The organism is Stenotrophomonas sp. STEN033, from assembly GCF_056856655.1.
On sequence record NZ_JBXFWM010000055.1, the window covers coordinates 1 to 12,826 of the forward strand.

The 12,826-nt window shown below is 61.2% G+C and carries 10 protein-coding genes and 3 pseudogenes; 11 read left to right on the top strand and 2 right to left on the bottom strand.

Translation table 11 applies throughout. The annotated features are described in order from the left end of the window. The 8 genes and pseudogenes from tnpA to AC1VXC_RS16000 form a co-directional block, all read left to right on the top strand. Positions 1–391, top strand: a 391-nt coding sequence (gene tnpA, locus AC1VXC_RS15965; RefSeq protein ID WP_481538391.1) for an IS66-like element accessory protein TnpA, incomplete at its 5' end; no start/stop codon positions are given. Then, positions 388–573 carry an IS66 family insertion sequence element accessory protein TnpB gene (gene tnpB / locus AC1VXC_RS15970; RefSeq protein WP_481538392.1) on the top strand — a complete coding sequence of 62 codons (186 nt, stop codon included), beginning with the start codon at positions 388–390 and terminating at the stop codon, positions 571–573. The genes tnpA and tnpB, both read left to right, overlap by 4 nt. 48 nt (positions 574–621) lie before the next feature. After that, a protein-coding gene (locus tag AC1VXC_RS15975; RefSeq protein ID WP_481538393.1) for an IS3 family transposase occupies positions 622–1,721 on the top strand; the annotation gives its coding sequence in 2 pieces (ribosomal slippage) (positions 622–880 and positions 880–1,721; 1,101 coding nt in all). A 444-nt stretch (positions 1,722–2,165) separates the two neighbouring features. Next, positions 2,166–4,040 (top strand): annotated as a pseudogene (locus AC1VXC_RS15980) (methyl-accepting chemotaxis protein); the annotation flags it as partial. 150 nt (positions 4,041–4,190) lie between these two features. Next, the gene (locus AC1VXC_RS15985; protein WP_481538394.1) at positions 4,191–5,783 is read left to right on the top strand and encodes a sensor domain-containing phosphodiesterase; all 1,593 of its coding nucleotides are present in this window, start codon (positions 4,191–4,193) and stop codon (positions 5,781–5,783) included. A 100-nt stretch (positions 5,784–5,883) separates the two neighbouring features. Continuing rightward, a pseudogene (locus tag AC1VXC_RS15990) lies at positions 5,884–6,168 on the top strand (transposase); the annotation flags it as partial. A 534-nt stretch (positions 6,169–6,702) separates the two neighbouring features. Continuing rightward, positions 6,703–7,165, top strand: a pseudogene (locus AC1VXC_RS15995) (transposase); the annotation flags it as partial. 66 nt (positions 7,166–7,231) lie between these two features. Then, positions 7,232–7,417 (top strand): hypothetical protein, encoded by a 186-nt coding sequence (locus AC1VXC_RS16000; RefSeq protein WP_481538421.1) that lies wholly within the window; start codon positions 7,232–7,234, stop codon positions 7,415–7,417. A 384-nt stretch (positions 7,418–7,801) separates the two neighbouring features. Here the strand turns inward: AC1VXC_RS16000 and AC1VXC_RS16005 are convergent, their stop codons facing one another. After that, on the bottom strand, positions 7,802–8,068 hold the full coding sequence (locus AC1VXC_RS16005; RefSeq protein ID WP_481538395.1) for a DNA-binding protein: 267 nt from the start codon (positions 8,066–8,068) through the stop codon (positions 7,802–7,804). A gap of 91 nt (positions 8,069–8,159) precedes the next feature. On the opposite strand from AC1VXC_RS16005, the gene AC1VXC_RS16010 reads away from it, so the two are divergent. From AC1VXC_RS16010 to drmD, 3 genes are all read left to right on the top strand, one after another. Next, positions 8,160–8,522, top strand: coding sequence for a helix-turn-helix domain-containing protein (locus tag AC1VXC_RS16010; protein WP_481538396.1), 363 nt, complete (start codon positions 8,160–8,162; stop codon positions 8,520–8,522). Beyond that, a complete protein-coding gene (locus AC1VXC_RS16015) occupies positions 8,519–8,827 on the top strand; it encodes a hypothetical protein (protein ID WP_481538397.1) in 309 nt (102 codons plus the stop codon). Before AC1VXC_RS16010 ends, AC1VXC_RS16015 begins: the two co-directional genes overlap by 4 nt. A gap of 180 nt (positions 8,828–9,007) precedes the next feature. Next, entirely contained in the window at positions 9,008–12,235 is a 3,228-nt protein-coding gene (drmD, locus tag AC1VXC_RS16020; RefSeq protein ID WP_481538398.1) for a DISARM system SNF2-like helicase DrmD, read from the top strand. A 242-nt stretch (positions 12,236–12,477) separates the two neighbouring features. On the opposite strand, the gene AC1VXC_RS16025 is transcribed toward drmD, so the two are convergent. Further along, positions 12,478–12,810: a hypothetical protein gene (locus tag AC1VXC_RS16025; protein ID WP_482995065.1), complete on the bottom strand. Its 333-nt coding sequence runs from the start codon at positions 12,808–12,810 to the stop codon at positions 12,478–12,480. Positions 12,811–12,826 lie beyond the last annotated feature (16 nt).

Below are 12,826 nucleotides of genomic sequence, written 5' to 3' on the forward strand. Positions count from 1 at the left end.
CAGGATCGAGATGATCTGCTCGTCGGTAAATCGCTTCTTCATGGAGCTCTCCTTGCCTGTTAAGGGTAGAGAACTCACTATCCAAATGGCTACACGTTTCGTCTCAGGTCACCAGGTTGTTCAGGAGTGCCTGCAACCCGGTGCGACCGTTTCCAGCGTTGCCATCCGCCACGGCATCAATGCCAACGTCATTCGCAAGTGGCTACCGCTTTATCGAGATCAACTGCCAGCGGCGTTGCCGGCGTTCGTTCCTGCGAGAGTTACGCCAAAACGACCAGTTGAACCAGCTGTGATTATCGAGCTACCGCTGGGCGAGCAATCGATCACAGTGAAATGGCCAGCTTCCGATCCTGAAGGATGCGCCCGCTTTGTCCGGGGGCTCGCCCAGTGATCCGTATCGATAGTATCTGGCTCGCCACCGAACCCATGGATATGCGCGCGGGCACTGAAACCGCGTTGGCCCGCGTGGTGGCGGTGTTCGGTGCGGCGAAGCCGCACTGCGCCTATCTGTTCGCCAATCGCCGCGCCAACCGCATGAAAGTCCTGGTGCATGCGACGTCCCCCCAATTTTGAGTAGCACCGCGATCTGGAGTCCAATCCCCAACCACAAGGAGATTGGACGTGAAGAAGCGCTTTTCCGAAGAACAGATCATCGGCTTCCTGCGTGAGGCCGAAGCCGGCCTGCCGGTCAAGGACCTGTGCCGCCGGCACGGCTTCAGCGAAGCCTCGTACTACCTGTGGCGCAGCAAGTTCGGCGGCATGAGCGTGCCCGACGCCAAGCGGCTGAAGGAGCTGGAGGCGGAGAACACCCGGCTGAAGAAGCTGCTGGCCGAGCAGGTGTTCGAGAACGACGTGATCAAGGACGCCCTGCGAAAAAAGTGGTGACCGCACGGGCTCGACGGGAGCTGGTGCGGCATCTGGTGGCCAAGGGCCTGAGTGAGCGGCGGTCGCTGGCGGTGGTGCGCATGAGCGCCAGCGCGTACCGCTATGCGCCGCGTCCGGACCGCAACGTCGAGCTGCGGGCGCGGATCCTGGCGCTGGCGCAGCGGCACAGGCGCTACGGCGTCGGGATGATCCACCTCAAGCTTAGGCAAGCGGGACTGCTCGTGAACTACAAGCGCGTCGAACGGCTGTACCAGGAGGCGAAGCTGCAGGTGCGGCGCCGCAAGCGCAAGAAGGTGTTGCCGGGCGAGCGTCAGCCACTTATCCGGCCGCTGGCCGCCAACCAGGTGTGGTCGATGGACTTCGTGTTCGACCGCACTGCCGAAGGCCGGGTCATCAAATGCCTGACGATCGTCGACGACGCCACCCACGAGGCGGTGGCGATCGAAGTCGAGCGGGCGATCTCCGGCTTGGGCGTAACACGCGTGCTGGATCGCCTGGCGCTCGCCCGTGGCTTGCCGCAGGTGATCCGCACCGACAACGGCAAGGAGTTCTGCGGCAAGGCCATGGCCGTCTGGGCGCACCAGCGCGGTGTGCAGCTACGACTGATCCAGCCCGGGAAGCCCAACCAGAACGCCTATGTCGAGTCCTTCAACGGGCGGCTGCGGGACGAGTGTCTCAACGAACACTGGTTCACCCACCTGCTGCACGTCCGGACGGTCATCGAGACCTGGCGCCGGGAGTACAACGAGGAGCGGCCGAAGAAGGCACTCGGCGGCCTAACACCGAGCGCCTACGCGAAGCAACTGGCATCCGCTACCATCAACCCCGGACTCTAAATCGCCCCGCTACTGAAAGCGGGGGGACGTCGCACGGGCTGGAGGCTGGCCAGAGGCACCCCATGCAGTTCCAGAACACGACCTTGCTGATGCTCCACCCAAACATAGCCCGGTCCGAGCTTTTGTCGGCTTCCACTTGCCATAGGATCCCCCCGGAACCTAGCGTACGGAATGCACCCTCCAGCAGGCGGCCGGCGCTGTCAAATGGCGGCGTCGGCCCTGGGGTAGCGTTCGGCGTAACCAACGTTACGTTTCAACAGCTTGGGGCCACTTCGGGCTAAATCCTGGCGGGCGAGCGCCGATATGGTAGGACGCGCCCACCGCGCGCCTTCCGATGCTGAGGCTCCCATGGCTGATACCGCGCCCCTGTTTTCTCGCCTGTCCCGCTGGCTGCGCCCTTGTGCCCCCGAGTGGGCCGCGGTGACCCGCGCGCAAGCGGTCATCGAGTTCGCCTTGGATGGCGCGGTGCTGACGGCCAATCCCCAGTTCCTGTCCTTGATGGGCTACTCGCGGGCCGAGTTGCAGGGCAAGCACCATCACCAGTTCCTGTCGCAGCAGGACCGTGATGCGCCGGCCTATGCCGCGTTCTGGCAGCGTTTGCGCCAGGGTGAGCATCACAGCGGGCAGTTTCCGCGGGTGAACCGCGCCGGGCAGCAGATCTGGCTGCAGGCCACCTATGCCCCGGTTCTGGACGGTGCCGGACGCGTGACGAAGATCGTCAAGTTCGCCACCGACATCACCGCCCAGCGCAGCCAGGAAGCGGACAACGCAGGCCGCTTGCAGGCGATAGACCGCGCCATGGCTGTGATCGAGTTCGACCTGGATGCCCAGATCCTGGGAGCCAACCAGAACTTCCTGGATACCTTCGGTTACCCGGAGCAGGACCTGCTCGGCCAACGCCATGCCTTGCTCATGCCCGCCGATGAATCCCGGATGCCGGCTTACCAACAGTTCTGGGAACGCCTGCGTCAAGGACACATCGAGAAAGGGCAGTTCTGCCGGCGCCATAAATCGGGCCGTGATGTCTGGATTGAGGCCAGTTACAACCCGGTGTTGGACGCGGCCGGCCGTATCGTCAAGGTGGTCAAGTACGCCACCGACATTACTGAGCAGCGTACCCGCAACGCCGACTTCCAGGGGCAACTGGTCGCCATCGACAAGGTACAGGCCGTCATTGAGTTCGATCTTGCCGGTCACATCATCACGGCCAATCCGAATTTCCTGGCCGTGGTCGGATACGGCGCCGAAGAACTCAAAGGCCAGCACCATCGCATGTTCGTGGCAGGCCAGGAGGCGGCAGGTACCGAGTACCGTCAGTTCTGGCAGCGATTGGCACAGGGGCAGGCAGATGCGGGTCAATACAAGCGCGTAGGCAAAGGCGGGCGAGAGATCTGGCTGCAGGCCAGCTACAACCCCATCCTCGATGCCAGCGGCAGACCGTACAAAGTAGTCAAGTACGCCACCGATGTCACCCAGCAGGTGCAATTGGCCAATGCGATGAGGGCACTGGTCACCCAGGTCAACGAGTTGACGCAGGGCATCAGCAGCGCCGCGCGCGAAATCTCCGCGGGCAACCAGGATCTGTCGGTGCGCACCGAGTCCCAGGCGGCGAGCCTGGAGGAGACGGCAGCCACCATCAACCAGGTCACCGACGCTGTCGTCCAGAACGCTGATAGCGCCCGCCAGGCCAGCACACTGACCGAGTCGGCCGCTGAGGTGGCTAAGCAAGGGCATCTGGCAGTCGGCCGCGTGGTGCAGACCATGCATGAGATCAGCGAGTCCAGCAAACACATCATCGATATCGTGGGCGTCATAGACGGCATTGCCTTCCAGACCAACATCCTGGCCTTGAATGCAGCCGTGGAAGCGGCCCGCGCCGGCGAGCAGGGCAAGGGGTTTGCTGTGGTGGCTCAGGAGGTGCGTAGCCTGGCCCAGCGCTCGGCCGAGGCTGCCAAGGACGTCAAATCGCTCATCGCTGCCTCCAGTGAGCGGGTGCGCCAAGGCGCCGCGACGGTTGGTGATGCAGGTACCGCCATGAATGACATCCAAGAGGTCATTGCCCGCCTGACCTTGATCGCCGGCAAGATCAGCCAGTCCTCGCTCGACCAGAGCGACAGCATCACCCAGGTCAACAGCGCCATCCGCACCATCGACCAGGCGACTCAGCAGAACGCGTCCTTGGTCGAGGAGGTGGCGGCCGCGTCCAACCAGTTGGACGAACAAGCGCGCACGTTAGCTGACACCGTGGCGCGGTTCGTTGCCGATAGCCAGCTCAAGGATCCGGCGCGATCACCTTCTGCGACGCGGCGTGCGGCGTGAGGCCAACCCGAAAGAGCCCGGGCAGGAGCCGATGAGCGGTGCCCATGTTGGCCAAACGCGACTCGTCACCGCCCGGATAGGCGCCCACTTGCCCATCTGCCGGCGCAGCGCCTTACACTCGACACCTGCGGTCGAACGGAGGGCGGCGCCGTGATTCGCCGTGCGGTCATTGAGGGTATCGCCGAAGCTGTGTGCTTTGAGCACATCCAGCCGGCATTCCAACCGATTGTGCACCTGCGCACCATGCGCACGGTGGGCTTTGAGGTGCTGGCTCGCTGGACCGATGCAGAACTGGGGCAGGTGCCGCCGGACGAGTTCATTCCCGCCGCGCAGAGCAAATCGCTGCTGGCGATCATGACATACAACCTCATGCGTACGGCCTGCAGGGCGGCCAGTGGCTGGCCCGGGTCGTTCTACCTCGCCTTCAATGTCCCCCCGAGCTTGCTGCAGGACCCTCAGGTCATGAACCTGCTGACCGACGCGGTTGATGAGACGGGTTTCGCGCTCGATCGCGTCCGTCTGGAGATGACCGAGGCGGAACTGATCGAGGACCAGGCCGGTGCTCATAGCGCGGTGAAGGCCCTCAAGGCCTTGGGTATGAAGGTCGTCCTGGATGATTTTGGAACCGGCTTCTCCAGCCTGGTACGCCTGAACGAGTTCGATTTTGACGAGATCAAGATCGACGGCAGCTTCGTCAAGAAGCTTGATGTGGATGCCCACAGTCGCAAGATCGTATCGGCCGTGGTGGGTCTTGGCCACAGCCTTGAAGTGCCGGTGGTGGCCGAAGCCGTTGAAACGCCTGAGCAGGCTGACTATCTGCGCAAACTCGGGTGTGAGTATGCGCAAGGCTGGCTGATGGGGTGCCCGGTGCCTGCCGACGCCGTCCCGGCCTTGCTCGGCGGGCAGGCCGTGGTCGAGCGCACCCAGCGCGGTCTGCATCTGTCTCCCTATCATCGCCAGTACCAGTTGGAGGCGTTGTATGCCTCGGCGCCCGTCGGACTGTGCTTTATCGACATGAGCAAGCGCTACGTCGCGGCCAATGAGGCGTTCTGTCGCATGATCGGCAAAGCCTCCGAGCACGTCGTCGGCAAGGCGGTCAGTGAGGTTTACACCCCTGCGGTGGCCGCTCTGGTTGAACAGACCGTGGAAGGCATCATGCTGGGCAACAAGGATGACTCGCGGGAGTTCCAGATTCCGGGTGCGCCGGAAACGTTCCTGATGTACCACCATCCGGTGACCGACGAATCGGGCTCGGTTCTCGGGCTCTCCGTCGTTGCCGTGGATATCACGGCTCGCAAGCATGCCGAACAGGCCCTGCGTGAAAGCGAACGCCAATACCGCGCCTCGGTGGAGCTCAGTCCGACGGTTATGTGGGTCGCTGAACCTGACGGGGTACTGAGCTACATCAGCCCGATGGTGGATGAGCCGGTCAACAGGGACGTTGGTCAGCGTCTGGAAGCCTGGTATGCCCGCATGAACCCGGACGACCGGGAACGTGCACGTGCCGAGTGGGCGGCCTGGTTGTCCACCGGCGAGCCCTTTGAGACCCGCTTCCGCGTGGAGTGGCCGTTGGGCACATGGCGTTGGGTCTGCAGCAGGGCACGCCCGCAGTACCAGGCCGGCGAGATAGTGAAATGGTTTGGTGCCTTCACCGATATCACGCGTGAAGTCGAGCTTGAAGTTGAGGTGCAGCACCTAAAGCAGATGCTGGCTCTCCAACGCACTAGCGAGGGTCATACTTAGTCAAACGACCTCGCCCTTTTAGCGACCGCTTCTAGCCGAGGCTGTGTGAAAACCCTGCGTCCACTGGCATGATCTGAGCACCGGCCGATGGGTGCTCTGCATGAAGCGATTCGTGGATGGCGTTGATCGTTCCCAAGGGCTTCTGCTCCCTGATCGGCTAGAAGACTTCGTCCACGATGACAATCCGGTACGGGTGGTTGATGCCTTCGTGGACGCACTCGATCTGAGCGGACTGGGCTTCGAGGCCGCCAATCGCGTTGCTGGCGGTCGTCCCGCGTATCACCCCGCGACACTGCTCAAGATCTATATCTACGGTTACCTCAACCGCATCCAGTCCAGCCGCCGCCTGGAGCGGGAGGCACAACGGAACCTGGAGCTGGCATGGTGAGGGCCATCGCGGCCTAATCAACACGCTTTTTGCTGTATCACCGACCGCTCGAACTGCTCACGCCAACCTCGCTAGTCCCTTGCCGACGAGTTTTTACACAGCCTCGACCCAAAGCAACCCTCGCAGTTGGCGCGCCTCGCTTCTCTCGGTTGGGTGCACGTCTACTTGTTGGGCGGCCAAGCCAGTCATAAGATCGAACCGTACAAGGGGACAGTCCGTCATACGACGCACTGTGAATAAGTCGCACGTTCGGGTCCATGGACCCGGTTTCAAGATAGTTAGGGATGACATGACACTTGTGATTGCAGGAATGAAAGACAATGAGACGGCATTCTTCTGTGCCGATAGCACCATCTTCAGCAATGGAAGAACCTTGCTGGGCGGATTTCGAAAAATCTACTCAATTCCAGTCATAACGTGGCAGCCTTACTTCGTTGGGGAAACGTTCAAAGACTACTTGCGTAAGCTCCCCGCTCTGACAGACACCCGATAAGTAGAACTTTCTGGCAAGGTTTCCAGCCAGGAGGTTCCATGAAGAAGTCCCGTTTCACCGAGACGCAGATCGTTTCGATCCTCAAGCAGGCCGACGCCGGACTTCCGGTGAAGGATCTGTGTCGCCAGGCCGGCATCAGCGTGGCCACGTACTACCAGTGGAAGAGCAAGTACGGAGGTCTGGAAGCCTCCGAGCTGCGCCGGGTGAAGGACCTGGAAGCGGAGAACGCCAGGCTCAAACGGATGTATGCCGAGCTGGCGCTGGACAACGCGGCCATGAAGGACCTGATCGCAAAAAACTGTAGGACCGGCGCAGAAGCGCGAGGCGGTGCGATTCCTGACCGAAGTGCATGCGCGGCCCCTGAGCCGGTCCTGTCGTTGTGTGGGGTTGTCGCGGGCGGCCTGGTATGTGCCGCCGCTGGACTGGACGGTGCGCGATGTAGAGCTGATCGCGGCCTTGGCGAAGCTGGTCGAGGACCGGCCCAGCTACGGCTTCTGGAAAGGGCCTGTCCTAGATTTCGTGTAGATGGGTCACCGGCAGGAAACTGCCATCTGACCTGGAGACACCATGAGTTCACGCAAACATGAAGTACCCAACGAGTTGCTGAGCAGCCTGTTGGTTAACTGCAAGAGACCTGAGGACCAGATCAGCGAAAACGGCCTGCTAAAGCAGTTGACCAAGCTGCTGGTTGAGAAGGCGCTCAATGCAGAGATGACCGAGCACTTGGGGCACAAGATTGGAGGACAGTCCTGAAGCGATTTGCGATCCAGCTTGTGCCCTCCCCCCTCTGCTGCAAACCGAATCGCGGTTACACGAAAAGCTGCACACGCTCAGCCCAGGCTCGCGCGACGGATGTAGTCCGCGGTTGGCCCCACCAGCTGATGGTGAACGAAGTATTGATCCAGCTTGAGCTCCATGGGGCTCATAAGCTCAGTCTCCTGAAAGCGGGCGCGCGTGAACGCGCCGATAGACTCCAAAGGGGCGGTGGCCTAGGCGGCAGCCGTCCTCCCTTGGAGCATGGGCTTGAGGTTCAGGGTCGGGAGGGGTAGGATCGGAACAGCACGATCAATGCTAGTCCTTTAGAAGCCCCGGCCTGCCAGCTGGGGCTTCTGCTTTTCCATCCTCCAAGAAAATTAGCTAACTCATGGAGGAATCCTTGGCGGTTGGTGTCAGAGGTGGGTTACAAGTTGCCTGCGTTTTGCACAGGACAATCATGGAGTCGACCTTCTGCTTGAGCCCAAGTGCGGCCGCGATCTGATGGGCTTGCCCCCGTCGCCCCCTCGTGCGACCAGACAACAGGGCGTACACGTTCTCACGGCGAAACCCGTGCGCGTCGGCCCAGTCCGAGACAGAGACCCCGCCATTTTCAAAGGCGTTTCGGACATCCTGTAGTGTCAGATGCATGGCAATTGGGTTCAGGGAGCAAGACTCTTTACAATATGATCCAATGAGTGCGAAAAGACAAGAATCTCGACTTTTTGGAAAGAATCTTAAGATGGAGCGTCTCCGTCTAGGACTGAATCAGTCTGCACTCGCGGAAATCGGCGGGGTCAGCAAGCCGACCCAAGTTGCCTATGAAGCCGATAGCACCAAGCCCGATGCCAGCTACCTTGCCCGGGTCTCAGAAGCCGGGGTGGATATTTGCTGGTTGCTGACCGGGAGGCACACGGCCCCAGGCGTTCAATGGGAGCTGATCTTTGACCTTCTGGCTCTGATAGAGGAATGGATGGGGGAGCGGGGTAAGCCAACGTCCACTTCTGAGCGAAATGATTTGCTTCGCACCCTCTACGCGCAGTTCTGTACGGACAACCGTATTGATGCTGAGCAGATGCGGGCGACTTTTAGGCTGGTGAAATGAGCGACAGCAACAAATCCCGTTTGACGGCGCGACAGATTCAGCAAATTCGGAAGCAACTTCGAGGGCGTGATGATGATCATCAGTCACTCGGTGCTCGAATCGGCAGGGTCATTTCGTATCCAAACAATCCTCAAGGGAACGTTAAGCGCTACAGGTTTGGCATGGCGCTTCTTTTGTTCTCTATTTTCCTGATCGGGCTAGCTTTGCTTATGCCGGAAGCCGATTGGCAATTGATCTTTGTTGGCTTTTCTTTTGTAACTGCGCTTGTTGCGGCTAAGCAGATAGATCTCGCAAAGGATGGATAAGGTGCAGAGATGATCGGGGGGGCGGCCCGCCAGATTTCGAATGGTGTGTTTTCCGCCGAGATTAGACCTAACTAAATACATACCAAAAGAACGTCCGCGAAGGGCAGACCTAGGCGCGGCAAGGGAGCTTAGATGCAAAGTCCGCCCATCAAGATATCGGAGGTGTCACCTCGTGTGGGTATGCTTGCCACGGTCCGCAACCGGCGGGGGGTGATTTCAGCAGTCGAGCCGTTCGCGGAACCAGCCAGCTCACGACTGCTGCATCTGGTCACCATCGAATTCAGTGATGCTGATGGCGACGCCGAAGAGTCCCTGCTCTGGGAGCGTGAGCGCGCCCCCGTTGTGCTGGAGCCCAATGCCGTGCCACGGGTGGATGCAGAACCACCCATGGCAATGCCCGAGTTTCTGGCGTTGCAGCGCGCCACCCGCTGGAGCGCGATTACCCCCTTCCTGTCTGCCGAGTCGCCGAGCAAGCGCAGCGAGCCGGTGCCCACCGCGCCGGTGTACGGCGCGGTCAGTGCCGATGATTTTCAATTGGTACCGCTGGCGCGCGCCATGCGCATGCCCCGCGTCTCGCTGTTGCTGGCTGACGATGTGGGCCTGGGCAAGACCGTCGAGGCCGGCTTGATCCTGGCTGAGCTGATTCGCAAGCGGCGCATCCGCCGCGTCTTGATCCTCACGCCGGCGTCGCTGCGCACGCAGTGGCAGCAGGAAATGGAAGACAAGTTCTCGCTTGGCTTTGACATCGTCGACAAGGCGGCCACCCACAAGCTGCAGAAAGAGATGGGGCTGGATGCCAACCCTTGGCGCGTCCTGCCACGGGTGATCACCTCGTACCACTATCTGCGCCAGCCCGACGTGCTGGAGCAGTTCATCGCCAATTGCCGCGCCACCCAGGATCGCCGTGGCGGTGCCCAGCTGCCATGGGATCTGTTGATCGTCGACGAAGCGCACAACCTGATGCCGTCGAACTTCGGTGAAGACAGCGACCTCGCCAACATGCTGCGCCTGCTCACTCCATGGTTCGAGCATCGGCTGTTCCTCACAGCCACGCCACACAACGGTCACACACGCTGCTTCTCAGGCCTGCTGGAGCAGCTCGATCCAGTGCGTTTCAACCAGACGCCAAAATTTACCGACAAAGAACGCCAGATGATCGGCGATATTTTGATCCGTCGCCTCAAGAGCGAGATCAACGAGCAGGACGAAGCCGCTGGCCGGGTACCGCGATTCGCCAATCGCCATCTGGAGCCGTTGCCGCTGTTCATACCCAAATCCGAAAAGGACTTGGCACGTGCGGTCAAGGCGTTCTGTCTGGCACTCAAGGACATCATTCGTGCCGCACCGAAGGTGCGTGGAGTGCTCAACTTCGCCATCGAAATCCTGAGCAAGCGTCTGTTGTCCTGTCCTGTCGCATTTGCCGACAGCTGGCTGCGCTTCAAAGAAGGCGTGGTGGAAACCGAGCGCCTGCAGTCGGCCGAGGTGTTGGCTGCCCAACGTGCCACCGAAGAAGACATTGACGACGATCAGGAACGCGAAAGCCGCAGCCAGCACGCGGCCAAGGTCATCGGCGCGTGGATGCACCCATACCTAGACACCCTGCAGGTCGAAATTGCCGCCATTGATGCGGCGCTTGCCGCTCTGAGCTTGAACAAGCAACCCGTGGTGGAACAGAAGCCCAAATCCGATGTGCGCTTTGACCGGGTGCTGGAGCTGATCCAGCAGCGCCTGCGCAATGCTGGGCAGTGGCTCGCCGACGAACGGTTGATCATCTTCACTGAATACAAGACCACGCTCGACTACCTCGTCAACCGTCTTGCGGGTGAATTCGGCACGGATAGCGGTGCCGTCATCCAGCTTTACGGCGGCATGGGTGACGACGAGCGCGAAGAGATCAAGCGCCAGTTCAATGATCCGACTTCGCCGGTGCGCATACTGGTGGCTACCGATGCCGCCTCCGAGGGCCTCAACCTGCAGCATACGGCGCGTCTGCTGTTGCACTACGAGATCCCCTGGAACCCCTCGCGTCTGGAACAGCGCAACGGCCGCATTGACCGCCATGGCCAGGCGCGCGACGTGACGATCTATCACTTCGCCAGTGACGACGACGCTGATCTGAACTTCGTCGCCCGCGTGCTGATCAAGGTCAACGATATCCGCGAGGATCTGGGCTCCGTCGGCGAGCTGTTCGATGCCGCCTTCCAGCACCGCATGCTGGAGCTGCATGAGGACAACGACCTGCTGGCCGAGCTGGAGCAGCAGATCAGCAACCGCCGCAAGGCTGGTGAAGACGCCCGCGTGCATACCCAGGAGCGTGGTGAGGATGAAAAGCAGCGCTTCCAGCAATTGCTGCGTGACCTCGACCTCACTCCGCAGAATCTGTGCGAAACGCTGCGCGTCGCATTAGGCCTCGGTGCCAGCCAGGATCCGTTGGAAGGACCGGACGCCCATGGGCGCATGCGCCTGAAAACACCATTGCCGTCGCGCTGGCAGGCCGTAGTCGACGGCAGCCTGCGCTTGCCGGGCCAACGGGGTGTAGCTGGCGCCATGCCCAGGTTGGTATTCGACAACCAGTACTTCATCGAATCGATCAATGGTCGACCGGTCTTTCGACCGTCGCCGGATACGGTTCTGCTGCATCTGGGTCACCCTGTTCTGCGCCAAGCGCTGAACGCCTTTGCGCGATTGCGCTTCCCCGGTGGCCAGACCGAACACCTGCCGCCGAGTCGCTGGGTGGTAACCAGCGGCGTGGTGCCAGCCGGTACGGACGCGCTGATCCTGCTGACCGCGGAAGAGATGGCGATCAACCAGCTGCGCGAAACCTTTCACCATTGGTCGCGCACCGTGGTGCTGCCGGTCAGCCAGGGCCAGCTCGGTCAACCGCTGGACTATGCCAGCCCGCATTATGGTGATCAACCCGGCACCGCCGCAGCCAGCATGCTGTCGGCGGCGCGGGAGTTATGGGACGAGGTGGAAGACAGCGTGCGCGGCTTCATCACCAGCTACCGGGGGGCACTCACCGGCAGTATCAAGCGTGAGCTCAAGCTGGCGCACGACGAAGCCGCAGCGCACGAGAAGGAGGCGTTCGAGCGGCGCATCAACGAAGTGGCGGCACTGCAAAAGGCACAAAGCATTGACAAATTGCGTCGTGAGATTGAAGAACGCAAAAACGCCGCGCGCCAGTACGACCTGCTGGAAGATGCCGATGAGCGCGCCGAACGCGAACTGCGCGATCTGGAAGACGAGCTCAAACGCCGCCAGGGGCAGTTTGGCAACTTGCTCGAACGCCTGAAGGATGAGAAAAAACGCATCCTTGAGCAGGTGGTGCCGCAACGCTTTGCCTTGCGCGGGGAAGCGCAGGTATTCCCAGTCACCATCGAAATTCGCTTTCCGGAGGCTCGCGCATGAGCTTGCACGACGACTGGTGGGCGTCGCTCAACCATGGTGGTTTCCTGATTTCACCCAGCCGTATCAGCGAAAGCTACTCGGCGTCACTACCCGCACTACCAACCTGGCAAGCCGATCGCCTGCGCCGCGTGCTTACGGCCTTTGATGGCAGTGCTGACAGCTTCAGTGCCTTGCTCGATGGTGTCCTGCAGGATCTAAGCGGTTTGCCCGCCGAGGAATGGCAAAAGGCTCAAGCCGTCGAATCACGTTGGGCCGTCACCAGCTTCACCGGTGGCCAGGTCAAGCCGCGGCGCGTATGGGTGGGGCCGCGCGGTGAGGTGCTCCCGCTCTTTGTTCCCGATGACGGCGCCAGCCGCCAGTTCGCCGGGCGTCTCGGTGTAGGCCGTTCGCGCCAGCTCCTCAGTCGCGTGGTCGAGTGGCTGCGCCAGCAGCGCCAACCGCTGGCGCTGGTCACCAACGGTCGGCAATGGCGGTTGGTCCATGCAGGGCAGGACTACCAAGCCTGGTGCGAATGGGACATTGACCTGTGGTTTGCCGAGGGTCAGCCCAGCACGCAAGTCACCGCGTGGCGACACCTGCTCAGTCCAAACA